This is a genomic window from Thalassobius sp. Cn5-15 (assembly GCF_022347685.1).
Taxonomy (GTDB): domain Bacteria; phylum Pseudomonadota; class Alphaproteobacteria; order Rhodobacterales; family Rhodobacteraceae; genus Thalassobius.
This window is the reverse complement of the sequence record NZ_JAKRGF010000003.1, coordinates 350,308-377,259: the sequence shown is the minus strand read 5'-3', so window position 1 is coordinate 377,259 and position 26,952 is coordinate 350,308. Positions and strand designations below refer to the sequence as shown.

At 58.5% G+C, this 26,952-nt stretch carries 29 protein-coding genes, 1 tRNA gene and 1 other RNA gene; 14 read left to right on the top strand and 17 right to left on the bottom strand.

Going from position 1 to position 26,952, the window contains the following annotated elements:
• The first annotated feature begins 640 nt into the window (after positions 1-640).
• Both MHM86_RS17110 and MHM86_RS10015 read left to right on the top strand, forming a co-directional pair.
• Positions 641-952 carry a hypothetical protein gene (locus MHM86_RS17110; protein ID WP_304651013.1) on the top strand — a complete coding sequence of 104 codons (312 nt, stop codon included), beginning with the start codon at positions 641-643 and terminating at the stop codon, positions 950-952.
• Between the two features lie 15 nt (positions 953-967).
• Positions 968-1,043, top strand: a tRNA-Trp gene (locus MHM86_RS10015).
• 118 nt (positions 1,044-1,161) lie between these two features.
• On the opposite strand, the gene MHM86_RS10010 is transcribed toward MHM86_RS10015, so the two are convergent.
• Positions 1,162-2,319, bottom strand: coding sequence for an acyl-CoA dehydrogenase family protein (locus tag MHM86_RS10010; protein WP_239198639.1), 1,158 nt, complete (start codon positions 2,317-2,319; stop codon positions 1,162-1,164).
• Between the two features lie 588 nt (positions 2,320-2,907).
• Here MHM86_RS10010 and MHM86_RS10005 point away from each other — a divergent pair.
• Positions 2,908-3,153, top strand: coding sequence for a hypothetical protein (locus MHM86_RS10005; RefSeq protein WP_239198636.1), 246 nt, complete (start codon positions 2,908-2,910; stop codon positions 3,151-3,153).
• A 104-nt stretch (positions 3,154-3,257) separates the two neighbouring features.
• Positions 3,258-3,503 (top strand): hypothetical protein, encoded by a 246-nt coding sequence (locus MHM86_RS10000; RefSeq protein WP_239198633.1) that lies wholly within the window; start codon positions 3,258-3,260, stop codon positions 3,501-3,503.
• Positions 3,504-3,694: 191 nt separating this feature from the next.
• Here the strand turns inward: MHM86_RS10000 and MHM86_RS09995 are convergent, their stop codons facing one another.
• Both MHM86_RS09995 and MHM86_RS09990 read right to left on the bottom strand, forming a co-directional pair.
• Positions 3,695-4,390 (bottom strand): glutathione S-transferase N-terminal domain-containing protein, encoded by a 696-nt coding sequence (locus MHM86_RS09995; protein WP_239198630.1) that lies wholly within the window; start codon positions 4,388-4,390, stop codon positions 3,695-3,697.
• A 246-nt stretch (positions 4,391-4,636) separates the two neighbouring features.
• A complete protein-coding gene (locus MHM86_RS09990) occupies positions 4,637-5,173 on the bottom strand; it encodes a peroxiredoxin-like family protein (protein WP_239198627.1) in 537 nt (178 codons plus the stop codon).
• Between the two features lie 122 nt (positions 5,174-5,295).
• Here MHM86_RS09990 and MHM86_RS09985 point away from each other — a divergent pair, with 122 nt between their 5' ends.
• Positions 5,296-6,027, top strand: coding sequence for an AraC family transcriptional regulator (locus tag MHM86_RS09985; RefSeq protein ID WP_239198624.1), 732 nt, complete (start codon positions 5,296-5,298; stop codon positions 6,025-6,027).
• Positions 6,028-6,075: 48 nt separating this feature from the next.
• Here the strand turns inward: MHM86_RS09985 and ald are convergent, their stop codons facing one another.
• Positions 6,076-7,191, bottom strand: coding sequence for an alanine dehydrogenase (gene ald / locus MHM86_RS09980; protein WP_239198621.1), 1,116 nt, complete (start codon positions 7,189-7,191; stop codon positions 6,076-6,078).
• A 145-nt stretch (positions 7,192-7,336) separates the two neighbouring features.
• Here ald and MHM86_RS09975 point away from each other — a divergent pair, with 145 nt between their 5' ends.
• Positions 7,337-7,795 carry an Lrp/AsnC family transcriptional regulator gene (locus tag MHM86_RS09975; protein WP_239198618.1) on the top strand — a complete coding sequence of 153 codons (459 nt, stop codon included), beginning with the start codon at positions 7,337-7,339 and terminating at the stop codon, positions 7,793-7,795.
• A gap of 215 nt (positions 7,796-8,010) precedes the next feature.
• Here MHM86_RS09975 and rpsU read toward each other — a convergent pair whose 3' ends face one another.
• Positions 8,011-8,217: a 30S ribosomal protein S21 gene (gene rpsU, locus MHM86_RS09970; RefSeq protein WP_043871123.1), complete on the bottom strand. Its 207-nt coding sequence runs from the start codon at positions 8,215-8,217 to the stop codon at positions 8,011-8,013.
• A 129-nt stretch (positions 8,218-8,346) separates the two neighbouring features.
• Here rpsU and MHM86_RS09965 point away from each other — a divergent pair, with 129 nt between their 5' ends.
• Positions 8,347-9,030 (top strand): COQ9 family protein, encoded by a 684-nt coding sequence (locus MHM86_RS09965; protein ID WP_239198615.1) that lies wholly within the window; start codon positions 8,347-8,349, stop codon positions 9,028-9,030.
• A gap of 42 nt (positions 9,031-9,072) precedes the next feature.
• Complete coding sequence (locus MHM86_RS09960; RefSeq protein ID WP_239198612.1) at positions 9,073-10,053, top strand: NAD(P)H-quinone oxidoreductase; 981 nt, start codon at positions 9,073-9,075, stop codon at positions 10,051-10,053.
• A 61-nt stretch (positions 10,054-10,114) separates the two neighbouring features.
• Here MHM86_RS09960 and MHM86_RS09955 read toward each other — a convergent pair whose 3' ends face one another.
• Positions 10,115-10,789 carry a ribonuclease T2 gene (locus MHM86_RS09955; RefSeq protein WP_239198609.1) on the bottom strand — a complete coding sequence of 225 codons (675 nt, stop codon included), beginning with the start codon at positions 10,787-10,789 and terminating at the stop codon, positions 10,115-10,117.
• Between the two features lie 129 nt (positions 10,790-10,918).
• Here MHM86_RS09955 and MHM86_RS09950 point away from each other — a divergent pair, with 129 nt between their 5' ends.
• A complete protein-coding gene (locus MHM86_RS09950; protein ID WP_239198606.1) occupies positions 10,919-11,665 on the top strand; it encodes a DUF1013 domain-containing protein in 747 nt (248 codons plus the stop codon).
• Between the two features lie 146 nt (positions 11,666-11,811).
• On the opposite strand, the gene recR is transcribed toward MHM86_RS09950, so the two are convergent.
• The 4 genes from recR to MHM86_RS09930 all read right to left on the bottom strand — a co-directional run bounded on the left by recR (position 11,812) and on the right by MHM86_RS09930 (position 15,586).
• Positions 11,812-12,411, bottom strand: a complete 600-nt coding sequence (recR, locus tag MHM86_RS09945) for a recombination mediator RecR (RefSeq protein ID WP_239198603.1) — start codon at positions 12,409-12,411, stop codon at positions 11,812-11,814.
• A 106-nt stretch (positions 12,412-12,517) separates the two neighbouring features.
• Entirely contained in the window at positions 12,518-12,862 is a 345-nt protein-coding gene (locus MHM86_RS09940) for a YbaB/EbfC family nucleoid-associated protein (protein ID WP_058317012.1), read from the bottom strand.
• Between the two features lie 92 nt (positions 12,863-12,954).
• Positions 12,955-13,794: a PhzF family phenazine biosynthesis protein gene (locus MHM86_RS09935; RefSeq protein WP_239198600.1), complete on the bottom strand. Its 840-nt coding sequence runs from the start codon at positions 13,792-13,794 to the stop codon at positions 12,955-12,957.
• 4 nt (positions 13,795-13,798) lie between these two features.
• Positions 13,799-15,586: a DNA polymerase III subunit gamma/tau gene (locus MHM86_RS09930; RefSeq protein ID WP_239198597.1), complete on the bottom strand. Its 1,788-nt coding sequence runs from the start codon at positions 15,584-15,586 to the stop codon at positions 13,799-13,801.
• Between the two features lie 288 nt (positions 15,587-15,874).
• Between MHM86_RS09930 and MHM86_RS09925 the strand changes: the two genes are divergently transcribed.
• Together MHM86_RS09925 and MHM86_RS09920 are read left to right on the top strand one after the other, a co-directional pair.
• Positions 15,875-17,419 carry an ankyrin repeat domain-containing protein gene (locus MHM86_RS09925; protein ID WP_239198595.1) on the top strand — a complete coding sequence of 515 codons (1,545 nt, stop codon included), beginning with the start codon at positions 15,875-15,877 and terminating at the stop codon, positions 17,417-17,419.
• A gap of 137 nt (positions 17,420-17,556) precedes the next feature.
• Complete coding sequence (locus MHM86_RS09920) at positions 17,557-18,057, top strand: protein-tyrosine phosphatase family protein (protein ID WP_239198592.1); 501 nt, start codon at positions 17,557-17,559, stop codon at positions 18,055-18,057.
• Between the two features lie 3 nt (positions 18,058-18,060).
• On the opposite strand, the gene rsgA is transcribed toward MHM86_RS09920, so the two are convergent.
• The 3 genes from rsgA to MHM86_RS09905 all read right to left on the bottom strand — a co-directional run bounded on the left by rsgA (position 18,061) and on the right by MHM86_RS09905 (position 21,400).
• Entirely contained in the window at positions 18,061-19,182 is a 1,122-nt protein-coding gene (gene rsgA, locus MHM86_RS09915) for a ribosome small subunit-dependent GTPase A (RefSeq protein ID WP_239198589.1), read from the bottom strand.
• A gap of 130 nt (positions 19,183-19,312) precedes the next feature.
• Positions 19,313-19,411, bottom strand: an RNA gene (gene ffs / locus MHM86_RS09910) — signal recognition particle sRNA small type.
• Positions 19,412-19,480: 69 nt separating this feature from the next.
• Positions 19,481-21,400 (bottom strand): bifunctional UDP-sugar hydrolase/5'-nucleotidase, encoded by a 1,920-nt coding sequence (locus MHM86_RS09905; RefSeq protein ID WP_239198586.1) that lies wholly within the window; start codon positions 21,398-21,400, stop codon positions 19,481-19,483.
• A 172-nt stretch (positions 21,401-21,572) separates the two neighbouring features.
• On the opposite strand from MHM86_RS09905, the gene nudC reads away from it, so the two are divergent.
• Together nudC and MHM86_RS09895 are read left to right on the top strand one after the other, a co-directional pair.
• Positions 21,573-22,535 carry an NAD(+) diphosphatase gene (gene nudC / locus MHM86_RS09900; RefSeq protein ID WP_239198583.1) on the top strand — a complete coding sequence of 321 codons (963 nt, stop codon included), beginning with the start codon at positions 21,573-21,575 and terminating at the stop codon, positions 22,533-22,535.
• Between the two features lie 69 nt (positions 22,536-22,604).
• Entirely contained in the window at positions 22,605-23,072 is a 468-nt protein-coding gene (locus MHM86_RS09895) for an SRPBCC family protein (RefSeq protein ID WP_239198580.1), read from the top strand.
• 27 nt (positions 23,073-23,099) lie between these two features.
• Here MHM86_RS09895 and MHM86_RS09890 read toward each other — a convergent pair whose 3' ends face one another.
• The 4 genes from MHM86_RS09890 to MHM86_RS09875 all read right to left on the bottom strand — a co-directional run bounded on the left by MHM86_RS09890 (position 23,100) and on the right by MHM86_RS09875 (position 26,389).
• The gene (locus MHM86_RS09890; protein ID WP_239198577.1) at positions 23,100-23,867 is read right to left on the bottom strand and encodes an FCD domain-containing protein; all 768 of its coding nucleotides are present in this window, start codon (positions 23,865-23,867) and stop codon (positions 23,100-23,102) included.
• Positions 23,868-23,941: 74 nt separating this feature from the next.
• Positions 23,942-24,424, bottom strand: coding sequence for a metal-dependent hydrolase (locus MHM86_RS09885; RefSeq protein WP_239198574.1), 483 nt, complete (start codon positions 24,422-24,424; stop codon positions 23,942-23,944).
• Positions 24,425-25,033, bottom strand: a complete 609-nt coding sequence (gene cobO / locus MHM86_RS09880) for a cob(I)yrinic acid a,c-diamide adenosyltransferase (RefSeq protein WP_239198571.1) — start codon at positions 25,031-25,033, stop codon at positions 24,425-24,427.
• 141 nt (positions 25,034-25,174) lie between these two features.
• A complete protein-coding gene (locus MHM86_RS09875; RefSeq protein ID WP_239198568.1) occupies positions 25,175-26,389 on the bottom strand; it encodes a hypothetical protein in 1,215 nt (404 codons plus the stop codon).
• 185 nt (positions 26,390-26,574) lie between these two features.
• On the opposite strand from MHM86_RS09875, the gene MHM86_RS09870 reads away from it, so the two are divergent.
• Complete coding sequence (locus MHM86_RS09870; RefSeq protein ID WP_239198565.1) at positions 26,575-26,949, top strand: hypothetical protein; 375 nt, start codon at positions 26,575-26,577, stop codon at positions 26,947-26,949.
• The last annotated feature ends 3 nt before the right edge of the window (positions 26,950-26,952 follow it).

Here is a 26,952-nt window from a genome sequence, read left to right as displayed (position 1 = left end):
GTTGGTTCCGGTGTTGTATCCAAAATCCTGGCCTAATTCAGGTTAGCGATTTAGCGATAGAATAGAAAAGGGCGTCCCTAGGGGCGCCCTTTTTGCGTGGGGGGAGGAGACTGGCAGGAGGCTGGCAGGAGAGTGGCAAAAGGGCTTCGCTGACGCTTGAAATACCTCCGTGCACGCCCACATAATCGACACACCAATGGAGGGTGCCGTGGACCACTAACAGCAACAATCTGATTTGAATGTTTCAAAACAGGAGTGCTGTTATGCCTGCCTTCTTCGATGCATAGATGTGTCATCTCACCCTGCTGCCCGACGGTCAGCCCTATCCCAACACCGTCTATCTGTCGCAGGTGATCGATCATCCTAGTATCGCTGAAGGCGATTACACCCATTAAACAATTTCGATCCGGTTACGGACTATGCCGCCCGCATCGCGTCGTATTTTTACCCAAATGCACCAGAGCGGCTGTATATCAGCCGCTTTGGTCAGTTCGCCCATGGCACTCGGTTCATCACCGCCTCGAGTGATCACCTCAAGCGTTGGTTCAGCGCCTATCCTTTTGCTGGACCTCAACGCGGAGGAGTTTGCCAAAGGCAGTGACACCCATATTGGCATGAGGTCTGGATCGGCCACAACGCGATGGTGCTGCCGGGTGTCACAGTGGGCAATGGTGCGTTCATCGGCGCAGGCGCTGTGGTCAGCCGCGATGTGCCAGCCTCTGCTGTGGTTGTGGGCAACCCGGCGCGGGTGGCGGTGTGCATGCGTTTCGCTGAGGCGGTGGTCGAGTTGTTAGGGCGCCTCGCTGGTGGGATCTGTCGCTGGCGCAGATTGACCAGAGGCCAGCGACCCAGAGCTGCGCGGGCAGGAGAGGAGGGCGTTTCGTTCAGCGGAAATCGGTTTTCGCCGGTTAAACTGAAAAAGCCCCTTGATCTCCCCCCCGCGCTGCCATAATCAAACGCCCAGCGTAGGGGTATAGCTCAGTTGGTAGAGCGACGGTCTCCAAAACCGTAGGTCCCGGGTTCGAGCCCTGGTGCCCCTGCCATTTCCCAAAAATTCCCAATCTTGCGGTTGCAACCTATCGCGCATCTCGTGCTATTTTGCGGAAAGGCACCCGTTGCCGGATGCTTTTTGTGCGCGTGCTTTGCGATCCGCCTATCGGATCAGTCGTCTAGCGAACGGGCGATCAGCTCTTTCATGATTTCATTGGTGCCGCCGTAGATCATCTGAACGCGGGCGTCGGTATACATGCGCGCAATTGGATACTCTTGCATATAGCCATAGCCGCCATGCAGCTGCACGCATTCGTCCATCACCTCATTTTGCACCTGGCTGCCCCAGTACTTGGCCATCGACGCGGTGGCGGCGTCCAGCTCACCCACCTCAAGGCGCGCGATACAGTCGTTGATAAAGCTGCGCAGAACTTCGGCTTTGGTCTTACACTCCGCCAGTTTGAAGCGGGTGTTCTGGAAGTCCATGATCCGGCTGCCGAAGGCCTTGCGCTCTTTCACGTAGCGCAGGGTTTCTTCAAGAGCGAAGTCGATAGAGCCAAGCGCGCTGATGGCAATCACCAGACGCTCCCACGGTAGTTGTTTCATAAGCTGGTAAAAGCCCTGACCCTCGTCTTGACCCAAGAGGTTATCGGCCGGCACTTTCACATCCTCAAAGAACAGTTCTGAGGTGTCATTGCCCTTCATCCCCATTTTTTTGAGGTTGCGGCCGCGGCTGTAGCCTGCTGCATCTTTGGTTTCGACAGCGATCAGTGACACGCCTTTGGAGCCTGCGTCCTTGTCCGTTTTTGCCACGACAATGACCAGATCGGCGTTTTGGCCGTTGGTGATAAAGATCTTGGAGCCGTTAATCAGATAGCCGTTACCATCGCGCACGGCGGTGGTGCGTACCGATTTGAGGTCCGATCCGGTGCCGGGTTCGGTCATTGCAATGGCGCCGACCATTTCACCAGAGGTGAGTTTGGGCAGCCAGCGCTCTTTCTGTGCGTCAGTGCCATAGGCGGTGACATAATGCGTGACGATGGATTGGATGCCATAGCCCCAACCGATGTCGCCCTTGCGGGCCTGTTCGTAGGCGGTGATTGCGTCAAAGCTGATGCCACCGCCAACGCCGCCGTATTCCTCTGGCACCGCGCCAGCCATGATGCCTGCCGCGCCGGCTTTCCGCCAGAAATCGCGGTCCACCATGCCCTGATCCGCCCACTTTTCTTGATTCGGGGCCAGTTCATCCGCCATGAAGCGGGCGCAGCTTTCGGCAAACATCTTATGTTCGTCCTGAACCCAGGCCGCTGTGGGTGCAAATAGTGTCATGTTTGCTCGTCTCCCTTGCGCTGCGGATGCCCGCAGCTCTCCTCCGACATCAGGGTAAGCGGGGGGTGGGGGGGCGTGTCAACGAAATGGCGAAACGACGTCGCGCAACACATGATTTGCGGTGCGTGATAGAGGGGATGCTGGGGAAAATTTTTTTTCGATTGTACCTGATGTCGAGTACAAAAAATTCCCTTTTTCTTGCAGTCGCGCGCGTCGCCGTGAAGAAATTGAAACAATTGGGAAAACCGTACTCGTAACGTTTATGTGACGAGAAATATTTTGCCCATTTTGGGGGCCAATGTTTCATCTTGCGCGGCACAGACTGCAACGCTTTGCCGCAGCGGGCTGCCAGCAAAACATGATCCGCGCACACTCTGTGCAACAGGGCGCAGAAAGCTGTGTGACAGGATCCATTTTCAACTCACATCTGCGTTAATTTTCGTGAGGTGGCTGTGGGGTTTTAATTCAGCCAATCGCACTCCATTTCGTTTGGTGTCAGCACGGCACACACTGCCAAGCTGGCGTCAAAGCGATCTCCTCCCCGATCGTAGATAGTAACGACTGCACAATGACTTAGGAGTTAATACCATGAACCGTATCGTAACCGCTTCCGCCGCCGCCCTGATCGCCCTGACCGGTGCTGCTTCTGCTATGACTGCCGACATCTCGGGCTTTGAAGAGGCCCAGATCCGCCAGTACGCACCGAACGTTGATCTTGCATTGGTTGACGCTGACGCGCTGCACAAAGCGGCCGCAGTGATCGACAACTTGGATGACGATGATGCGTCCTTCGCCGCGATCCAGAACGGCGTTCTCTTCGCACTGAGCAAGTAATTCGGGTTTTGAGGTCTGCACTGATCGCAGGCCTCACCCATGCCCATCATATCGGCGTTCCTCCCCATGCTGCGCCACGACACATCGACTTAGGAGTTACCACAATGAAAACCATCGTAACCGCATCCGCCGCCGCCCTGATCGCTCTGACCGGTGCTGCTTCTGCTATGACCGCCGACATCTCGGGCTTTGAAGAAGCTCAGATCCGCCAGTACGCACCGAACGTTGATTTGGCGCTGGTTGATGCCGCTGCACTGCAGAGCGCGGCTGAAGTGATCGATAACCTGGATGAAGATGACGCGTCGTTTGCCGCGATCCAGAATGGCGTTCTGTTTGCGCTGGGCAAATAATTTGGCCAGATCTATACGGCAAGCCGCTCATATAATACGCTTTGAGGCCCTCTCATACAGGGCCTCATAATTTCGGGAAAGCCGATCCAGTTTGGGTCGGCTTTTCTGCATTTAGACAGGCGCAAAAAAGGGGGGCGGTATTTCCATACGCCCCCGTAGGGTGGGCAATGTGCCCACCTCTATTGTGATGCTTAGGGACGCGGCGGGATATTTTTTGCGCGCTGCACGGCGGGGCGTGCGTTGAACCGGTCCAGATAGGCGACGACATTTTTATACTCGGCGAAGCCAAGGGCGTCTTTGGTGCCATACATTTCCAACGCGTTCAGCCACGGGCCGATGGCCATGTCCGCAATGGAATAGTCGCCCACAACCCAGTCTTTGCCGTCCAGCGCGCCGTTCAGCACGTTCAGCAGACGTTTGCCTTCATTCAGAAAGCGTTCACGCGGGCGGGGATCCTCAATCTCGGCGCCAGCGAATTTGGTGAAGTAGCCCAGTTGGCCAAACATCGGGCCCAGACCGCCCATTTGCCACATCAGCCACTGAAGAGTTTCCGCGCGTTTGGCTGGATCGGTGGACAGGAACTGGCCCGACTTTTCCGCCAGATAAATCAAGATAGCACCGGATTCGAAAACAGTGACAGGTTCACCTTCGACGGTGGGGTCGATCAGCGCCGGGATCTTGTTATTGGGGCTGAGCGATAGAAATTCGGGGCTGCGCACATCAGAATCGGCCAGCGTGACGGTGTGCGGTTCATAGGCCAGACCGCTTTCCTCTAGCATCAGGGACACCTTGATGCCGTTCGGCGTCGGGAAGGAGTAGAGCTGGATCACCGACGGATCTTTGGCGGGCCAGCGGTTGTTGATCGGGTAGTCGGTGGGAAAGGACATGTCTGCGCTCCTGAAATGTTGTTGAGAGGAAGATAAGGGCTTTGCCCCAAAGCAAAAGAGGGCAAACTGTGCAAAAGACGCATCCCCTCTGTGCGCCGTCTGAAAGAGAGTCCTGTTCCACTAATGCGTGCGATTGAGGAACATGTGTTCAAACGCCAAATGCGCCCGCAGTTTTAGCGGGCGCGTTCGGGTGCGTATGGTTGTGGTCTGGTGTGGTCTGGTGTGGGCGTGGCCTCAGGCCCCGCCTCAGACCTCGCCGGTGTATTCGCCGCGTGCGGGGTAGTTGTTGGCGATAGCGAAATCCACTGCGCCCAGCAGTTCAGAGAAGTGGGGGCGAACAAACGGCATGGTCTGCACCGAGCCGTAAAACAGTGTCTGCTGCTCGCTGACCAGAAACAGGCCGGGTTCGGAGAACAGCGCAGGCTCTTCGATACCGATGGAGGTTTTGCCCCGTGAAGTAGAGATGTAGAGGCCCCAGTCCTTTGCAACACTTAATGGCAGATCATAGGCAAACTTGATCTTGGTGCTGCTGATCTTCTTGGCCATCTCGCGGGTGCGTTCTTCACCGTCAGAGCTGACAGCAACGCAGTCGATGCCGCGTTCGGCAAATTTATCAGCCAGCTTCTCCAGCTCGGTCAGGTAGTTGGCGCAAATCGGACAGTGCAGGCCGCGATAGAAACACACCAGCGTGCCACGTTCGGTGGTTTGCGCGGACAGGTCGAAATCACCATGATCCAGTGTCGGTAGGGTGAGGTTTGGGGTTTTCTGACGGGGCATCAGCATAAGCATTTCCTTTCTGGTTGCCGTAACGACAAAAACAGGGATTGACGTTGAATACCTATGTGAGGCATTTTTGTGTCGGAAAAATCCGAATAATCCGATTTAAACACCGAAAGGGCGTAGCGATGGACCGCCTTAACGCGCTTATGGAACGGTTTGAAATGGATATAGAGCCAGCCGCGCCAGAGGAGGCGAACCTGTTGGTTCTGGGGGATGAAGACGGTCAGCCCTGTCATGTTGTGCTGCGCGGGCAGCCTCAGGGGCGATGCGATAACCGGGTTGTTTTTGCCGCCCGTGTTGGCTGGGGTGGTGCGGCGAACCCGTTGATGCAGGCGCTGCCTGCGGCGGTGGATATGCCGCTGCAGGATAGCCCAGAAGTGGTTGGGTTGATCGCGTTTCTACAGGCTGAGATTGCGGGAAAACACTGCGGTGGGCCGACAGTCCAGCGCCGCTTGGGTGAGGTGTTGATGGTGCGCATTCTGCGCCATCAGATCAGTTGCGGCAGTGCCGAGCCGGGTGTTCTGGCAGGGCTGTCGGATTTGCGGTTGGCGCGGGCTTTGGTAGCGATTCACGACCGCCCCGGCCAAGGCTGGAACAACAGCGATCTGGCGCAGGAGGCGGGATTGTCGCTCAGCCGGTTTTCAGAGTTGTTTGCCGCCGCTGTGGGGATGACCCCAATGGCCTACCTGCGCCATTGGCGGCTGACGGTGGCGCATCAGGATCTGGCCCGTGGCGATCGGGTGGAGCAGGTGGCGCGGCGCTACGGTTATGGATCGGGGGAGGGTTTCAGCCGCGCCTTTCGCGCCCGGTTTGGGGTGAATCCGGTCGCAGTGCGCCATCCGGCTCCGGTGGTCTGAGGGCGGTCCAGCTTGGGTTTGGACCGCCATCAGGTTTATTCAGTAGGTTTATTTAACCAACAGTTGCGGCGAGGTCACGTCGATCCCCAGCGCTTTGCCGACTGCGTAGTAGGTCAGCTTGCCCGCGTGGACGTTCAGACCGTTCAGCAGATGCTCGTCGTCAGCACAGGCCTGTTTCCAGCCTTTGTTCGCCAGCGCCATCATGAAGGGCATGGTCGCATTTCCCAGCGCGATGGTGGACGTGCGCGCAACTGCGCCCGGCATGTTGGCGACACAGTAGTGCATGATGCCATCGACGTCATAGATCGGATCCGCATGGGTCGTCGCGCGCGAGGTTTCAAAGCACCCGCCCTGATCAATCGCCACGTCCACTAGTGCCGCGCCTGGCTTCATCTCGCTCAGTTGTTCGCGGCTAATAAGTTTCGGCGCGGCGGCACCGGGGATCAGCACAGCGCCAACAACCATATCGGCTTGACGGACCAGTTCGGCGGTGTTGCCCTTGGAGGCGTAGGCGGTCTTGAACTCAGACCGGAAGGCATCGTCCAGATAGCGCAGACGCGGCAACGACATGTCCAAAACGGTCACATCAGCGCCCATGCCAGCGGCGACACGCGCGGCCTGCGTGCCAACGACGCCGCCACCGATCACCACGACATTGGCCGGCGATACACCGGGCACGCCCCCCATCAGGACGCCACGGCCGCCATTGGCCTTCTGTAGGGTCCATGCGCCCACCTGCGGCGCCAGTTTGCCCGCAACCTCTGACATTGGGGCCAAGAGGGGGAGGCCGCCATTGCGGTCCGTCACGGTTTCATAGGCAATCGCGGTACAGCCTGAGGCAATCAGGTCATGGGTCTGGTCGGGATCAGGGGCAAGGTGAAGGTAGGTGAACAACAGCTGACCTTCACGCAGCATCTTGCGCTCAACCGCTTGCGGTTCTTTCACCTTGACGACCATTTCGGCGGTGGCAAAAATTTCTTCGGCCGTGTCCACAATGGCGGCGCCCGCCAGTGTGTAGTCCGCATCTGTGAAACCAGCGCCAAGGCCTGCGCCCGCTTCGATCATCACCTGATGACCAGCTTCTACTGCTTCACGGGCTGCGTTGGGCGTCATGCCAACGCGGAATTCCTGTGGCTTGATTTCTTTGGGGCATCCGATTTTCATTGCGCATCTCCTCGCTGCCAGATGATTTTCCTGTTTTCATTTTGCCTATTTTTTATGCAATCGGTTCCGAAACTCCGCTGTATTTGACGTTGCGTCAGAAATTTTCTACGAAGGATCGTCAAATTTGGCGAAGGATTTTGCATAAATGACCTTAGACACGACAGATCGGCGTATCCTGACGGTTTTGCAACGCAAGGGGCGGATGTCCAATGCTGACCTGTCGGATGCGGTGAACCTCTCGGCTTCGGCTTGTCATCGCCGGGTGCAGCGGCTGGAAGCGGACGGGTATATTCGTGACTACGTCGCGCTGCTGGACCCACGTAAAATCGGGGTATCGACCACTGTGTTTGTGGAAATTACCCTACAGGGGCAGGCGGATGAGGTGTTGGAGGCCTTTGAAAAGGCGGTGGCGCGCATTCCTGATGTGCTCGAGTGCCACCTCATGGCGGGGTCTGCGGACTATCTGCTGAAGGTGGTTGCTGAAAACACCGAAGATTTCGCACGTATCCACCGCCAGCATCTGGCGCGTTTGCCCGGCGTAGCGCAGATGCAATCCAGCTTTGCCCTGCGCACAGTGTTCAAGACCACGGCGCTGCCGGTGTGATCACCAAAGATATCGTAGTTGTCTTTTATCGAACTCCCGCCCAACAGGCACTGTTAGGCCGCGCCATTCCGCCCCCACGGGGCGGCGCTCGGTCCCAATCGTTTGATACAAATAGCTCTAGCTATAAAGCTGAAATAACAAAAAAACCCCCGGGCGCGAACGACCGGGGGTTCTAACTTATCCGTTCAAAAGCTCAAAGCCTTTGAGAGAAGATCTTACAGCAGACCTTCGCGCTGGGCTTTCTTGCGTGCCAGTTTGCGGGCACGACGTACGGCTTCAGCTTTCTCGCGCGCTTTTTTGACGGACGGCTTCTCGAAATGCTGCTTGAGCTTCATTTCGCGGAAGACACCTTCGCGCTGGAGCTTTTTCTTCAGGGCGCGGAGCGCCTGATCGACGTTGTTGTCACGAACAGAAACCTGCATGTGGTTTTCACCACCTTTCTAGTTAAGTTGCATGAAGTTGCAGGAGGTGGTCCTTTAGCAAGGAACGCGCTATCTGTCTAGGGTGCCCACCCCCATTGCCATTGTGGCACTTTGCGAAAGGATGACAGCATGACTGAGACCCGTGATGTAAAGGCTGATCTGTTGGAGGCGGCGCTGATGCATGTGCCTTTTGACGGGTGGAGTGATGCAACATGGCAGGCAACGCTGACAGATGTGGACGTGAACCCGGTGGTGGCCAATGCCCTGTGCCCGCGTGGGGCGGTGGATCTGGCGGTGGCCTATCACCAGGCGGGTGATGCGGCTATGCTGGCCCGTTTGGCAGACGCGGATCTGGCGGACATGCGGTTTCGTGATCGCATCGCTGCAGCGGTGCAATTTCGACTGGAAGCTGTTGAGGATAAAGAGCTTGTTCGTCGAGGCATGACCCTGTTTGCTTTGCCACACTACGCGGCAGAGGGCACGCGGCTGGTCTGGGGCACAGTTGATCAGATCTGGACCGCGCTGGGCGATACATCCGACGATGTGAACTGGTACACCAAGCGCGCCACTCTGTCTGGCGTTTACACCACCACCCTGCTCTATTGGCTGGGCGATGATAGCGCAGAGCACGCCGCGACGTGGGAGTTTCTGGACCGTCGCATCGACAATGTCATGCAGTTCGAAAAACTGAAGGCAGGCGTGCGCGACAACAAGTTGCTGTCCGGTGTGCTGAAGGGTCCGTTGTCGATACTTGATCGAATCAGTGCACCCGCAGCTGCGCAGACAGATTTGCCGGGTCATCAGAAGCCGTAACCGCGGCAGAGATTTTCAGAACAGATAAGAAGGGAGGACAGCATGGCTGACACAATGCGCGCTGTCGAAATTACCGAGGCCGGCGGCCCCGATGTGTTGAAACCCTGCAGTCGTCCTATGCCCGTGGCTGCCTCTGGTGAGGTGGTGATCAAGGTCGCCTATGCCGGTGTGAACCGCCCCGACGCGTTGCAGCGTGCGGGTCTTTATGCGCCGCCGCCCACCGCCAGTGATCTGCCGGGGCTGGAGGCCTCGGGCGAGGTGGTGGCCCTGGGCGAAGGCGTCAGTGATTGGTCTGTCGGCGATCAGGTCTGCGCCCTGCTGCCCGGCGGTGGCTACGCTGAATATGTCGCCACACCTGCCGCCCATTGTCTGCCCGTGCCTGATGGGATGAGCCTGAAACAGGCCGCCTGCCTCCCTGAAACATTCTTCACCGTATGGTCCAATGTGTTCCAGCGCGGCGGGTTGAAGGCGGGTGAACGCTTTCTGGTGCATGGCGGTGCGTCTGGCATCGGCACGACGGCGATCCAACTGGCCAATGCCCTTGGCGCCCGCGTGTTCGCTACTGTCGGAACGCAAGAAAAAGCCGCTGCTTGCGCCGCCCTAGGGGCAGAGCGGACCATCGTTTATCGCGATGAGGATTTCGTCGACATCATGCGCGCGGAAGGCGGCGCGCACCTGATCCTCGATATGGTTGGCGGTCTCTATATCCCGCGCAATATCCGCGCATTGGCGGATGAAGGGCGGCTGGTGCAGATCGCTTTCCTGCAAGGGCCTAAGGTTGAGTTGAACTTCGCGCAAGTGATGCTGCGCCGTTTGACGATCACAGGCTCCACTCTGCGCCCGCAAAGCGATCTGGCCAAGGCCGGTATCGCGGCGGAGCTGCGCGAACAGGTCTGGCCACTGCTGTCGGCGGGGCGCATTGCGCCGGTGATGGACAGTGAATACGCGCTGGAGGATGCCAGCGCCGCTCACGCCCATATGGAAAGCAACACCCATATCGGTAAAATCGTTCTGAAGGTGTGATCCGACCCTGAAATCATGGAGGGCGCGGGTGGCGCGCCTTCCATACGCTTGCGTATGTTCCTTAACGCACCGGGTCCAGCAGCGCGTCCTTCATCTGGCAATCACGCACCACGTCCTGACCGCAGGGCACTGGGTCCAGATCCTTTGACAGGCACACCCGCACCTCTTGGATCCGGCCCGATTTGCAGGTCACAGTGACCATATCCGGTTCAAAGGCAGGGTTTGCCTTCAGGAATGCTTCCTCCACTACGCTGGCGGGCAGCTTCACGGATTTCTCTAGCTTGCGGAACACCTCTGGGCGGGTCACGCTGGCGTAAGCCTCTCGCGACAGATCGTAGTAGCCTCGCGCGGATAATCCACTACAGGTGCCGTGCTTTTTCCACTGATGCCAAGCCAGGCCAGGGGTGCCCATAATATCGGCCATCTCGGCTGTCATCTGACGGCTGGGATGACGTTCCACCGTGGGGCAGTAGGCCGGCCAGCCGCGATGAAACTGTGGCCAGACCCCGTGCAGGACCCAACCGAAATCGGCCGCCTTGTCGCATTGCGGCGACTGGCGCGCATCGCCTTCCAGTGCGCACCATGTCGGCGACCAGCTCAGCGCCATGACATAGTAGTCAAAGACGCCGGATTTTTCGCCGTCAGCGCGGGCAGGGACGGTAGACACCGCCAGCAGGCCAGCCGCGATTAGGCCACACAGTTGTCGTGTGGCGCGGCGCAATTTAGGTAAACGCATTACTCTCTTTCCTTATCACTCGCAAAAGACTATACAGGGGCCAAGTTCCCCCAAAAAGGTGATCCGTTCCGAAAATCGGGACAGCCTGCTTTCAGGCGACGGGGAAGTTGTAAGTTAAGGAGACATGCAATGTCCAAGCCGATTATGGCCAAAGCCACCGCTGTCTGGCTGATCGACAACACCACGATCAGCTTCAAGCAGATTGCCGATTTCGTCGGCATGCATGAGCTGGAAATTCAGGGCATCGCCGATGGTGATGTTGCGCCCGGCGTGAAGGGGTTTGATCCCGTCACCAACAACCAGCTGACGCAAGAAGAGATTGACGCCGCCGAAAAGAACGTGCTGCACAAACTGAAGCTGAAGTTCAACGCAGCCGCTGTGGGCGAGGAAAAGCGCCGCGGCCCGCGTTACACTCCGCTCAGCAAACGTCAGGACCGTCCGGCGTCGATCTACTGGCTGGTGAAATTTCATCCCGAACTGGCAGATTCGCAGATCGCTAAACTGGTGGGCACCACCAAGCCGACCATTCAGGCGATTCGTGAGCGTACCCACTGGAACATCGCCAACATTCAGCCGGTGGACCCGGTGGCGCTGGGCTTGTGTAAGCAGTCTGAACTGGACGCCGCCGTTCAGAAGGCTGTCGCCAAGAAAGCTGCCGAAGGCGGCGTGATGAGCGATGATGAGCGCCGTAAGCTGGTCAGCACCGAACAGTCGTTGGCCATGGAAGAAGAGGCGCCGAAAATCCCGACCGCCATCGAAGGTCTGGAAACCTTTAGCCTCGGCGGCGATGAACCCGAAGAGAAGGAAGAAGAGATCATCGACGCTGACAGCTTCTTCAACCTCCCCGGTGATTCGGACGACGACGAACAGCCCTAAGGCTGCGCCTGTTTGGTATGAACATCAAAACCCCGATGGCACAGCGCCTCGGGGTTTTTCTATGCGCTGCTGCGCCTTTTTCTGTCCGAATATTATCCCGGGTGAATGGGTTGAGGGCCAAGGGGGCAGTGTCCCCCTAAACCTTTTCAGATCTGGCGCCGTGCGTTGAGCGCGGCGGTGATCGTGCCCTCATCCAGATAATCCAATTCGCCGCCGATGGGCACGCCTTGTGCCAGCGAGGTGAGCGTGACCCGTCCCTCCAGCTGATCAGCGATGTAATGAGCGGTGGTTTGACCGTCTATGGTGGCGTTCAGTGCCAGAATGACCTCTGTCACATTCTCGGACGTCACGCGGTCCACCAGTTGCGGGATGCGCAACTCTTCCGGCCCCACAGCGTCTAGTGCTGATAGTGTGCCACCCAAAACGTGATAGCGGCCCTTGAACACAGCTGCCCGTTCCATTGCCCACAGATCGGCCACATCCTCCACCACGCACAGGATGCCGTTGCCACGCGCCTCATTGGCGCAGATATCGCAGACATCCGCCGTGCCGACATTGCCGCAGTTCAGGCATTCGCGCGCGGTTTCGGCCACCCGTTGCATCTGGTCGGCCAGCGGGGCTAGTAGAATCGCCCGTTTGCGGATCATGTGTAGAACTGCGCGGCGGGCCGACCGTGGTCCAAGGCCGGGCAGTTTTGCCAGCAACTCAATCAATGTGTCGATGTCTTTGGGGGCGTGGTCAGTCATGGGGTGACGATACGCTGGCCTCCGACTGATGAACAGTGCAATGCGCGGGGTGTATACGAAAAAGGGCCCGCGTTAGCGGACCCTTCGGTAACGTATGATGCTGGGATCAGAACGGCAGTTTGACGTCTGCCGGCAGGCCCAGACCTTCGGTCAGTTTGGACATTTCTTCCTGCGCTTTGGCAGTTGCCTTGGTCTGCGCGTCTTTGATCGCGGCAAGGATCAGATCCTCCACCACTTCTTTTTCATCGGGGTGGAAGATCGACGGGTCGATGTCCAGACCGTTCAGAATGCCTTTGGCGGTGCAACTGGCTTTGACCAGACCGGCACCGGATTCGCCGATAACGGTCATGTTTGCCAATTCCTCTTGCAGGTCGGCCATTTTGCCCTGCATTTCCTGTGCTTTTTTCATCATCTTGGCCATATCGCCAAGACCGCCGAGACCTTTGAGCATGGGTATCTCCTGAGAAGTTGTTGGCCTCTAGATACGGACTGGCGAGCAGTGCGGCAAGTGCCGGGTTGCCGCAAGGGTCGTCAAAGTCGCAGCTATAGCGTGACCTGTCCGTCAATCAGTATGTTTACTGCGCCACCGATCAGCACCTGATCGCCGCGCTTGCGGTAGTTGACTCGTCCGGGACGTCCGATGGCGCTGCCCTGCGCCACGGTCATCTGGTCGGGCAGGCGATCTGTGGCGGCCAGCCAGTGCGCGATGGCGGCGTTGAGGGATCCGGTGATCGGATCCTCTACCATGCCGCTGGAGGGGGCGATATTACGCACCTCGTAGGCACATGGTTCGCCTGCCGAATGGGTGCCGATCAACGACAGGCCCGCGTGATCGGGCGAACGGGTCAGGCTGGCGTCGACCGCCAGAACCTGCGCGGCGTCCTGCAGTTCAAACAGGTTCCAAGCGGGTCCGTTGTTGAGGCAGATGGTGTTTTTGACCCATGCGGGATCAATCTGCATCGCTGCGATCAGGCGTGCGCGCTCGGCCTCTGGCATCGGGGTGATTTCGGTTGGCGGAGCGACAAAGGCAGGGTGTGTGGTACTTAGGTCCACCTCAACCAACCCAATATCGCATTCCTGCATCAGCCGCCCGGCATCGCATGGCGCACCGCCACAATGCAGCCAGCTGATCGCGCTGCCCAGTGTTGGATGGCCGGCAAAGCGCATTTCCTTAGTCGGGGTAAAGATTCGCACGCGGTAATCCGCAGCGGGATTTTCTGGGGGCAGTAGAAACGTGGTTTCCGCCAGATTGGTCCAGGCGGCGAAATCCTGCATCTGCTGGGTGCTGAGCCCATCGGCATCCACCACGACCGCCAGCCCATTGCCCTTGGCCGGCTGATCGCAGAACACATCGACCTGCAGGAAACGGCGTGTGCGTGTCATAGGGTCACTCCTCCTCGAAGGGATCCCATTCGTCCTCCACCTCTTGCAGCGCATCCTCTTGGGCTTGGGCGGCCAGTTCTTCGGGGGTGCGGATCTTGGTGATGCGCGACTGAGGGAAGGCAGCGCGGATGGCTTGCATCATCGGGTGCGCCTCTGCTTCGGCCTTGAGGGCGTTCAGTTTGGCGTTGCGCTTTTCATCAATGGTGTCTGCGCCACCCTCATTGACCAGCGTGATGACCCAGCGGCTGCCGGTCCAGCTTTGTAGCGCTTGGCCCAGACGGCTGGCCAGATCCTGCGGCGCATCGGATGTCGGCTGATAGGCGATGCGGCCCGGCTGATAGTTCGCCAGACGCATATAGGTTTCCACCTGCACCAAGAGCTTCATATCGCGGCGTTCGCGGATCAGCTCGACCACATGTTCAAACGTCGGATAGCGGGCCAGCGCGTTTTGCACATCCTGCGCCAATGCCGCCTGTGGCCCCCCATTTCCCATCGGGGCGCCACCCATCGGCGCGCCTTGGGCGTTGGTCATGCCGCCGCCCATGCCGCCCTGCGCCTGCGGTGCATAGCCACCGCCGCCACCGTTCGGACCCATCGGGGCGCCGCCACCGGGCATTGGCGGAGGTGTGGCATTCTTCAGGCGTTTGACCAATTCCTCCGGGCTGGGCAGGTCGGCCACATGCGTCAGGCGGATCACAGCCATTTCGGCGGCCATCATCGCGTTGGGGGCGCTGGCGACCTCATCCAGTGCTTTCAGCAGCATCTGCCACATGCGGGTCATGGATCGCATCGGCAGTGCCTCTGCCATCGCCTGACCACGGGCGCGTTCATCGGGACTGACGGTGGGGTCCTCTGCCGCTTCGGGCGTGATCTTCACCACGGAAATCCAATGCGTGATCTCGGCCAGATCCCGCAGCACCGCCATCGGGTCTGCACCATCGGCGTATTGTGATCCCAGTTCGGTCAGTGCGGCAGCAGCATCGCCCTTCATGATCATATCGTAGAGGTCCAGAACCCGGCCGCGATCGGCCAGACCCAGCATGGCGCGGACCTGATCGGCGCTGGTTTCGCCCGCCCCGTGGCTGATTGCCTGATCTAAGAGCGACGTTGCATCCCGCGCAGATCCTTCGGCAGCACGGGTGATCAGCGCCAGTGCGTCATCGCTGATTTCCGCATTCTCGGCACCCGCGATTTTGCGCAACAGGCCGATCATCTGTTCCGGTTCAATCCGGCGCAGGTCGAAGCGCTGACAGCGGCTGAGGACGGTGACAGGGACCTTGCGAATCTCGGTGGTGGCAAAAATGAACTTCACATGCGCCGGCGGCTCTTCCAGCGTTTTCAGCAGCGCGTTAAACGCGCTGGTTGACAGCATGTGAACCTCATCGATGATGTAGATCTTATAGCGGGCCGAAGCAGCGCGATAATGGACCGAGTCGATGATTTCACGGATGTCATTCACACCAGTGCGTGATGCGGCGTCCATTTCCATCACGTCAACATGGCGGCCTTCCATGATGGCGGTGCAATGTTCGCACTGGCCACAGGGTTCCGTCGTTGGCCCACCGGTGCCGTCTGGGCCGATACAGTTCATCCCCTTGGCAATAATCCGTGCGGTGGTGGTTTTGCCGATGCCGCGAATACCCGTCATCACAAAGGCCTGCGCGATCCGGTCCGCCTCAAACGCGTTTTTCAGGGTGCGCACCATCGCATCCTGTCCCACCAGATCGGCAAAAGTTTCCGGGCGGTATTTGCGGGCCAGAACCTGATAGGCGGGGGTGGTGGTGTCGCTCATGTCGGCCTTTCACGGGGGGCTTGCGGCGGTCCCTGAGGGTGCGCGGATTCGTCTGCCGCTTAGGGTAGGCCAAGGGTGCTGGCGCGTCTACCGGATTGGTACCTTGCGGGCGGGGATATGCGGGGCTTGCACCAGAGGGGGATGGCTTGTTAAGCAGGGACAGGCCGATCAGGGACGGCCCCCAGGTTCGCGGAAAGCGTGATTGCCTCCCTTTGATGATATGAAAACCGATTTTCGGATTTTCCTGCCCGTGTCAGCGAACCAATGGGCGTATAATAGGGGAACCCGATGACACATCTTTCACTCGATAAACTGCGCCGTGCGGCCAAACGGCTGCGTAGGGACCATCAGGCGGGCGACGCACGCGCGCTGGAACGGCTGCGCATTCATCCGCCGCGTTCTGACGCTGGGACAGATACGCGGGTGTTGCAACATGCGGACTATCTGCATGTCATTGCCCGCGAACAGAATTTCAACAGTTGGCCCGTACTGAAACTGGCGGCAGAAACGATGGGGCTGGATCGCGCGGCACGGCAGCAGCGGTTGAAGCTGGCACTGGCCAACGGGCAGGGGGCAGTGGTGCAGCATTTGCTGGCTCAGACGCCGGATCTGGTGGATGGCCTGCTGGGCTGTGCGATTGCACTATATGATGTTGAGGTGGTGCGCGCTGCCCTGGCTGCGGATCCGACGGCTGCGGTGGCGCCTTTGGGGCCGCGCAGCCCGATGGTGCATTTGTGTTTCTCAAAGATGATCCATGTTTGGCCGGACAGAAAGGCTGCGATGCTGGAGATTGCGCAGCTGCTGATCGACAATGGCGCCGATGTGAATGACGCATTGGCGGGGCCAGATGGGCACGGGCTGTCGGTGCTATATGGCGCGCTGGGGCATGCGAATAACATGGTGCTGGCGCAATGGCTGCTGGATCATGGCGCGGATCCCAACGATGGGGAGAGCCTCTATCACGCGACAGAGCTGGGCCATACCCGCGGGATAGAGATGTTGCTGCGCGCCGGTGCCGATCCCAAAGGCACCAACGCCCTGTTGCGAGCGCTGGATTTCAACGATCACGTGGCGGTGCGCCTGTTGCTGGCAGCGGGGGCGGATGTGAATGAGTTTACCGCTGATCCTGTGGGCGGTGATATGCCGTGGGTCATTCCCACCCTGCATCAGGCAGCGCGGCGGATGTGTGACGCAGAGATGGTTGATCTGTTGCTGAGCGCGGGCGCAGACCCATCGGTGCGCTATCAGGGTGCCAATGCCTATGGGTATGCGAAGGTCTTTGGCAATGAGGCGCTGGCATTGGCGATTGAGGCGCATGGCACCCCGCAGTTGAGCGCGGTAGAAAAGGTGCTGGCTGCGGCGGTTGAGGGGCATGTTGCTGGTGTGCGACTTGATCCGGCGGCTTTGCCTGAAGCCTATCAGAACCTCTTGCACGCGATCATCCCTTTGGATCGCGGCCGTGACCATTTGCGCACGCTGCTGGCGTTGGGCCTGCCGATCGACGGTGTGGATGGCCAGAGCCTGACACCTTTGCAGATTGCTGCGTGGGAGGGGATACCAGACGTCATGGCGCTGTTTATTGAATGCGGTGCGGATCTGACGCATGTCAACGGCTATGGCGGTACTTTGTTGTCCACGATTGTGCATGGGGCGGAACACTGCCCGGCGCGGGGAGCACGTGATCATATCGCTTGTCTTGAACTGGCGCTGGCGCAGGGCATTGACCTACCGCGACAAGCGCTGGAGTGGCCGGGACAGCTGGCGGTGACAGAGTTTCTGCGCGATTGGGCCGAAGAACACCCGCAGCAGGTGGTTGAGGGCGGTTTGGCCTAAGACCCATCTGGCTGGCTCGGTCAATACGGGGGGCGTCGGGGGTTCAGGCTTGCCACATCACACCTTGCGCCCCATCATACGCCGATTGTGTAAGCAAGTTCTTCGTCTGCGTTTCGGCCTTGTGGGAGGCAACGCCAATGTCTGATTTTGTTGTGCATGCCCTCACTGTGGGCGGCGGTATTCTGGCGCTCTGCCCTTTGCCGGGGCGGGGGGGCACCTACGCAGCGGATTTGGAGCATCTGAAGGAGTGGAAGCCATCGATGCTGATTTCCCTGGTGACCGAGGTGGAATTCCTGACCGAAGGCGCAACGATTTTGGGGTCTGACATTTCGGATGCGGGCAGTCGGTGGGTGCATTTGCCGATAGCGGACTATGGCGTACCGGATGAGGCTTTTGCCGAGCAATGGCCAGAGGTGCGCGATACTGCATTGGCCGCCCTGCGTGGCGGCGGTCGCGTGCTTGTCCATTGCATGGGCGGTTGCGGTCGGTCCGGTATGGTGATGTTGCGGCTGATGATCGAGGCGGGTGAAACACCCGAGTCGGCACTGGCGCGGTTGCGGCAGGCACGGCCCTGCGCGATCGAGACAGAGGCGCAGATGCACTGGGCCAAAACCGGACGGGTACTGCGTGGCGGCTAAGCCTTAGCGGTTGCGGCTCTTCCCGCGGCCTTTACCGCCCTTGCTTTTGCTGCCTTTGCTGTTGCCTTCTGTCGGCTGACGTTTGCCCTTCATCCGGTATTGCGCCTCTAGCGTGGCGTTGTGCTGACGGGTGATTTCCTTGGCCCGACGGCGGGTTTGTCCCATGGTTTGAGAATTTAGCTGATCCTCGGCATGTAGTTTGCGCCAGCGGTCCAGTCGTGTTTCTGAAATTTCGCCGGCGTCCATCGCGGCCAGCACTGCGCAGCCGGGTTCCGACACATGGGCGCAATTGCGAAACTTGCAGGTGGTGGCAAGTTCGGTGATGTCATCAAACAGTTCGGCGATGCCGCCAGCGACGTCATGCAGCCCGAGTTCGCGCATCCCCGGCATGTCGATCACCATGCCACCTGCATTGGCAAAATGCAGTGAGCGTGAGGTGGTGGTGTGCCGTCCCTTGGCATCAGTTTCACGGATACCGGCGGTGGCCTGCGCGGCCTCTGTCAGCGAGTTGATCAGCGTTGATTTTCCCACGCCTGAAGAGCCGACAAAGGCGACCGTTTGCCCCGCGCCGCACCAGCGTTCCAGCGTCGCCACACCATCCGCTATCGTGGCATTGATGCACAGCACATCGGCAAATTTGGGCGAGATGTCCTGCGCCTCTTTCAGATAGCGGCCGGCCTCATCAGTCAGGTCGGATTTGGTCAGTACCAGCACCGGTGTCACATCCGCATCAAGCGCTAGCACCAGATAACGTTCGATGCGGGCGGGGTTGAAATCCTCATTGCAGGAGGTGGTGATGAACAATGTGTCCAGATTGGCAGCCAAGAGCTGTGATTTCGCTTCTACCCCTGCTGCGCGACGGCTGAGTTTGGAATGCCGGTCCAAAACGCGGCAGATCATATGGGTTTCAGGATCAATCAAGATCCAGTCGCCGACAGCCAAATCTGATGCGCTGATGTCACTGGGAAAAATCAGCCGTGTCATACCATCTGCGCCCAAGCCCCGGGCCAGACTGCGCTGCACCGTGGCGGCGCGCACAGGGATCAGGCCCGAATCGGTCTTCGCCTCGAATTGATCGGCGAAAAACGGGCTCCACCCCAGATCTGCAAGGTTATGGACGCTCACGGGATCCTCTTGGTTGCGTATCATTCAGTGCTGCGCAGCATGCGTGTTTTGTCCGCAAGCGCAAGCAAATGCAGGGTGACTGCGGGGACCTGTTCGGTCCCATGCCATTTTCGCTGCATTGAGTGAGGGTAGGTGAGAGGCTGGACAACGACCCAAGCGGGGCTCGTTACGGCTGCTTCCTTCCGGATCTGACCGGGTTGGCGAGGCGCTCGCCCGCGCCAACCTCTCAAGGGCGATATAGGTCAGGGACGCAGCTGTTGCAAGGGGGCGCGTGGGTCGGCGGATGGGATTGTCCTGTTCAGAGGTGTAGTTTCAGCTGGACGGATCCGGGCGGCGTTGCAGCCTGAGCCTCTGGCGACAGATGCGCGATACCCTCCAGATGGTTGAGGGCTGGCAATACCGTGGGGACGAGGACGGAGGTGTTGCCGATCTTGGTGAAACGCCAGATCTCGGCTGTTTGCCCTTTGCCGCGACTTTCCGTGCGACGCCAATGAGCGGAGGTAAAATATCGCTCTAGCACCGCATGGATAGACAGTCCGGTTGGGACGCTGGTCTGCCGTTTCGGCAGGCCTCCTGCATGACTCATACGGAAACTATTGCCGACCGTCAGGATAATCTGGTCGTCCTTAAGTCCCTGACCCTGCCAGCGCAGGTTCCGCACGCGATTGCCAGGTTGCGCGGTCAGGTCGAATTCATACGTCAGCCCCAGAAAGTGATCAAAGAGGTAACCGGGCACTTCCGGATTCAGCAGCGGCTGATCCGGTCGGCCGGGGACGATGGTGTGAAAATTGCGTGCACTATGTTCCATCCACAGTCGTAGATCCTGTCCTGTGAGGCGGGTCAGGCAAAGTTGATCCTCAAAAGGGTAGAGCTCGGTCAGGTGATGCCTATTTAGCGGGCCAGCGGGGATCTGCAGATACCCCCGCCGCCCGTTGGTGCCGCCGGTGCGAAATGATGTGGCGACAGAGACAAGCGGCAGCTTTTCGTCCGAACTGCCCTGGATCAGGTGCCGCGCGGCATGTGCCTGCGCCTTAGCCAGCAACTGCACACTGCCGTCATTGGCAAAACGGGCAAAGTAGGAATGTCGGGTCCGGGTCATTTGCGCGACGGGCTGGCGGGCAAAGTCGCGGGCGGCGCGGTGGTAGGGGGCAACAAGATCGCGATTTGGGGCTGCTGTTGCCACGGCGGTCAGCAGTCGACTGCGTTGTGCGGTCACGCGCCAACCGGTTTGATCATGACGGAGGGTCAGATCGATCTGACCCAGATGGCTGCCAAAGGACCCGGGCATCGTAGCAGGGCATCCGGCAATGCGGCCACGATGGGCGTCGATCAAAGGATGGCCTTTAGGGGGTAACGGTTGGTCCGCAGGGTTTTTGCCTGCGGATTGCGGTGTGGGAAAACAATGATGTTGATGGCCGCACAGCAAAGCATCGATGTCCGCCTCTTGAGCGATCTGCAGGGCAGATTGATCCGGTGGTGTGATTTGTTTTTCGTCGCCGATGCCGGTGTGGGCAATCGCAATAACCAGATCCGCCCCCTGCTGTCTCAGGGATTGCGCGGCGCTGCTGGCGGCTTTGGCCATGGGCGCTAGTGTCAGACAGTCAGCTTGGCCCGGCATTGTCCATTCCGGCGTTTGCACGGGTGTCAGGCCGATCACCCCGATCGACAGTTTGCGTATGTTCCCGTCCTTGCAGGTGAGGCTGCGTCGAAGCAGCAGTTGTTGCGGCAGGCTGTGCAGCGGTTTTGCAACGCCTTCGGCTGTTACCAGATTGCTGAGCACCAGCGGGAACGCGGCCTGATGTATCAAGGGCGGCAGCGCGCGCTGCCCGTTGTCAAATTCGTGATTGCCGAGGGCCACTGCATCATATCCCAGACGGTTCATCATGCCGACAATTGGAAAGTAGCCCAGTGTGCGCTGGTCGCGTGGTACGGTCTGCAGCACATCCGGGGCTGCCATCAATGTGCCCGTGAGGAAGTCCCCGCTGTCAAACAGCAGACATGCATCTGCCTCTTGCCGCTGTTTGGCAATCAGCGGCGCGAGGTGGCACAGCCCTGCAGGCGGGCCGTCGCGGTCCAGCCCGTAGTTGTATCCGTGTAATTGTCCGTGGAGGTCGGACGTGTGCAGAATGCGCAAAGAGGCTGTGGTCACAGAGCTGAAGTCGTGCAGGTCGTGTTGAAGTGGCCGCTGGGCGTCTTCGCAAGGGGTCTGTGGGGGCATGTCATACATCCCTTTTGAATACTTATGGTAGTATTTATGAAATTCACAGCAAGCAAAAGATGGTTTTTGCCCGTACTGCTGTTCCGTCATAGGTCGCGCATTCGTGGCTTTCCGTTTCCCTATGCAGGCTCTATCGTTCCGTCACTAAGTGACGTGTGCAGGAGGGCAGCGGGTGAAAGATGCAGAAACAGTCAGTTTCGGGGGATCGGGGCTGGACCGGGCGGCGCATCGCCGCGCTGATGTCTCCGCCCTGCATACCCTTGCTGGCAGCCGTTCGATCGTGCTGTGGCGAGGTAAGCCTTTGGTTCAGAATCCTGACGACGCTGTGCAGCTGTTGCGGGTGGCAATGGATCATCCGGTATTGTCCCATGCGGCTGAGGCCCCGCTGTTTTTAGGACTTGATGAGGCGGGCGATGCCATTTTTGCCCATGATATCTCTCGTTGGCATCCGGAAGAGACTGAAGGGCTGGCGCTGGATGCTTTTACCGACAAGTCACGCCAACAGCACATTGATGTGCCTGAGGCACAGTTTGTTGAGTTGCGGATGGTAATGGCAGGGCTTGATGCCCGTGATGCGGAATTGGCGGCGACTGCACGGGCGTTGCTGAATTGGCACCGCACCCATAGGTTCTGCGCCCGTTGCGGTGCGCGCAGTGATGTGACGCAGGCCGGATGGCAACGTGATTGCGGCAGCTGTGGTGCCTCGCACTTTCCGCGCACCGATCCGGTGGTGATCATGCTGATCACCCGTGGCAATCGCGTGTTGATGGGGCGTTCTCCCGGCTGGCCTGAGGGGATGTATTCCCTGCTTGCCGGTTTTGTGGAACCCGGTGAAACGCTGGAGGCAGCGACGCGCCGCGAGGTCTGGGAAGAGGCCGGTGTCATGGTCGGTGATGTGCGCTATCTGGCCAGCCAGCCCTGGGCCTTTCCCAATTCGCTGATGGTGGGCTGCGCAGGCGAGGCACTGGGGGATCAGATCACCATTGACCCTCATGAAATCGAGGATGCACGGTGGTTTAGCCGTGAAGAGGTTATGCTTGCCTTCTCCGATCGCCACCCTCAGTTGAAACCTGCGCGGAAAGGCGCAATCGCGCAGTTTTTGTTGCGGAACTGGCTTGCAGACAAGCTGGATTAAGACAAGATATACATCTGAAACGCATGCACATATCGCCCACCCCGGCGACATCAGAACAGTAGGATTTGAATGATTTTTTCAGCTAAGGAAGACGTAGACGTCCCGATTGATCATGTCTTTGCCATGATGACTGATTTTGAGGCGTTCGAACGCGCTGCCCTGCGCCGGGGGGTCGAGGTGGAGCGACGCGATATGCTGCACACCACCGGCGAGGGGATGGAATGGGAGATTCAGTTCGACTACCGTGGTAAGCCGCGCGATGTGGTCCTGACGCTGACAGAATATGATGCACCCAATGTGATGCGGTTTCGCGGCGATGGCACCGGTCTTGGGATTCGTGTGGATGTGGAACTGGTGGCGATGTCGCGTGACCGCACGCGCCTGTCCTTTGAAGTGACGCTAGAGGCGCACACACTGGCCGCACGCCTGTTATTACAGTCGCTGAAGCTTGCCCGTACCAAGATGAACAAGGGTTTTCACACCCGTATCGCGAGCATGGCCGCCGATATCGAAGATCGCTACCGCGCGATCGCCTGACCCATTGCGCTTTGGGTATCAGTGGGGTCAGCGTGATTGTTCGTGTTGAAACCGCTGCTGGGCGACACGTTCGTTGCGTTCGCTCTTGTTTAGGTCCTGCAGCGTGGTGCGCACGTAGTCTAAATGCGCTTCCACTGCGCGCCGTGCCGCTTCGGCATCGCGTGCCTGTAACGCGGTGTTGATCGCACGGTGCTGGGTCAGCAGGGTGTCGCGGGTTGTACGCTGTTTGAACATCATCTTGCGATTATAGAACACACCTTCGCGCAACAGCTGATACATCGACCGCATCATGTGTAGCATAATCACGTTGTGGCTGGCCTCGATAATGGACAGGTGAAAATCCGCGTCCAGCTGCGCCTCATCATCGGGATTGCGCTTTGAGTGGGCGCCTTCCATCTTATTAAAGATGGTCTGGATCACCTTCAGGTCGGTATCCGATGCCAGCCGAGCGGCACGTTCTGCCGCCAGACCTTCCATGTCACGACGGAAAGAAATGTAGTCAAACACCGCCTCGTCATGGTTGGCGAACAGCTTGACCAAAGAGTCCGAGAAGGCCGATCCAAGTACATCCGCCACATAGATCCCCGATCCTGCCTTAGAGGTCAGCAACCCTTTTTCCTGCAGATCCGAGATCGCTTCGCGCAGCGATGGGCGCGATACACCCAGCCGATCCGCCAGCTCCCGCTCTGCGGGCAGCCGTTCACCGGGGCGCAGGATGCCACGCAGGATCAACAATTCGATCTGGCGCGTCACTGCAGTGGAGAGTTTTTCGGGCTGAACTTTCTGGAAGGGCATCTATCACCTTTATGTAATTGGTCAATTTATATGACCAGCATAGAGGGCTGGCAAGCAGGGGATTGGTAAAGGGCTTAGCGCGGGACAGATTTACTGCGCCACAACAGAAATAGCGCGATCGTTGTCATTAAAATTTCGACCTGAAAGGTCCAGTGATTTAGGAAGGATAGGATCCAGTGGCTGTGGGTCGCCTGCACGATGACTAGCGTGTTTGGAGTATGGTCCAGCGGCCAGCCCCAAGCGATAGCGCCTGCGATGGTGTCCAATGCCATATGAACCAATCCGCCCACGCCGACCATAATGACCGTCAGACCCAACGTATTTTGCATCCGGTGGAGCAACAGGCCCGTTAGCAGAACGATCACCCATAGCAGAGGGCGATGGGTCAGATACTGATGATGATGAAATGCACCATGATCGACAAAATGAAACCAGAGCATATCAATGTCCGGTAAAATTCCCCCAACGAGACCCGCGGCGAATACCTGTCGGGGAAGGTGGCGCTGAAAGGGCTTCAGCGCCAGATAGGCCCCGGAAAGGTGCCCAGTGATGAACACTTAAAACTCCACCCCGATCTGCGCTTTGATACCGGCGCGGAAGGGGTGTTTGACCAGCTCCATCTCTGTCACCAGATCGGCGGCTTCGATCAGCTCTTCCTTGGCATTGCGACCCGTCAGGACCACGTGGGTCATTGGCGGCTTTTCCTCCTCAAGGAACTGCACCACCTCGTTGACGTCGATGTAGTCATACCGCAGGGCGATGTTGATCTCATCCAGCAGCACCATTTTGTGGCTGTCATCGCGGATCAGCTCTTTGGCCTTTTCCCACGCGGCCTGTGCCATTTCAACGTCACGGTCGCGGTCCTGTGTTTCCCAGGTAAACCCTTCGCCCATTGTGTGGAAGGAACAAGTGTCGGAAAATTTGTCCAAAATCAGGTCACGTTCGCCGGTGCTCATTCCGCCTTTGATGAATTGCACCACGGCGCACTTCATGTCATGGGCGATGCAGCGGAAGATCATGCCGAACGCGGCAGAGCTTTTGCCTTTGCCCTTGCCAGTGTTAACGATGATCAGGCCTTTTTCGTCGATTTTGGTGGCCATGATCTTGTCACGGGCGGCCTTCTTCTTGGCCATCTTCATTGCATGACGGTCGCTGTCTACTGTCATCTGGGGGATCTCCTGTCGCCTGTTTCTTGCGGTCTGGACCGACTTTGAGGTGTTTGGCTTCAGGGCGCAAGGGGCAGGCGTTGCTGCTAACGCAAAAGCGGCCCCCGAAGGGACCGCCTGTTGTTTCAGTTTCGCTGCCGTTTATTCCGCCGGCATCACCGCTGTTTCATCAGAGCGGCCAAAATGTTGACGGTTGAGGCGCAGCACCAGCGCGATCATCGCTATCTGTGCAGCCAGTGCGACGGCGGTCACCGCCCAATAGGTCAGGCTGAATTGGTCCACCGCACCGGCAGGCACCAATCCTTTGTTGAGGAAGAAGTGGATCATCACCGTCAGTGCCACACCGGGGCAAACCAGCGCGTATGATCCGGGCGAGGTCAGGCGGCCAAAAACGTAGTCCTTGAAATATCCCTGCCGCAGCATCACCACCATGCCTAGGGCGATGAAGACGATCTGAACGCTCAGCATGCGGGCAAAGAACATCATGCCATCGCTCGCCTCAGCATGGGCGTCGAAACTGGTGTGCAGCCCGTGGGACTGGCGGAAGGACAGGATGCCCAGCACGGTCATCAGCGGTACGATTACCATCAGGGTCGGACCTGCCTCTTTGGCGGTACCATGTTGCAGCATGGCGCTGACAGCGGTGATCGCAGCGAACAGTGCGTAGATCACAGCGACAACAGCAAAGAAGGTCGACAGCAGCATCGCAATTGTTACGGTGATGTGATTGTGGCTCATCGCAGCAGGGGCCGAAAGACCAACGCCGATCATTGACAGAGCAAATGCAGGCATCAGCTGTGCGAAGGAGTTGTGGCCTGCCAGCGAAAACTGTCCTGCCTCACTAAAGATGCGGCCCAGATAGCGTCCGATCAGTCGCAGTGCCCAGATCCCGATCAGGGAAAAGGTCAGCACGGCCATAGGGAACAGATACTCCACCACCGACCACAGGTTCGGGACAAACACCATTCCGATGATGAAAAGAGCGTTCACGGTCATAGCCATCGCCAGCGGGGCGGCCAACAGGGTGGCTTCGCCATTTGTACTGGTCAGGGTCTTGTAGGCGTCTGAATTGCGGAAAGCGGAGAGGGCCGAGAGGTTCCAGAGCAGTGTCTTGATGTTCAGGATTGCAAAGCCCGCGATTCCAAGGACCGCGACAGCGATTGCAACCTGCATCGGCAGGGTGCCGGTTTGAAAGGCCGTTGTAATGTCACCAAACAGCGGCACCGGCTGGTCAGGGTGCGGCACCCAGAACATCAGATACATGAAAAACGTGACAGCCAGCCCCCCCGCGCCGAGGGAAGCAAGGAAGTAGAGCGGCGTATAGTTGTCGGCAGGGCGTTTGAAGTTTGATGCCATGACGGCCTCCATCGAGATTCCATTAATATTCCAATTATGGAATATATAATATTCAAAAAATGGAATGCAATGGTAGACCCCTCAGGAACTGGTGAATGCGGCCAATAAATCCGAACGCATTAATTGAGCATTAACCTCTCCGCCGTAATCATCCTGTTATGCGTTATTTTTTAGTGATTTGCGGGGTGATGATTCTCTTTCTGGCGGGCTGCGATATGGCTGGCCGGAATTTTCGCGGTGTGCCGCCAACGCGCGTTGCGGTGGCTGACATGCAGTTCACCATGCGGGCAGCCGGTCACACGGTTGAGGCGATTCGAACCAATCCCATGGCGGATCCGCGCATGGATCAGGTCAGTTTATTGGCAGGTATGGCGATGGAAACTCTCACAAGTTGTGAGGTGCGTCAGATCGGTGGTGATGTGGCGGTAGTGCAGGTGAAACTACACTGTAATGACCCGGCGGACGCTGCCGTATTGGCGGCCGGTGGTGACTACAAATGTCGAGTTTCCAAGGCCGGGGATATGTGGTGCCGCTCTTTGGCAGCGACAGGCGACGCGTGATGC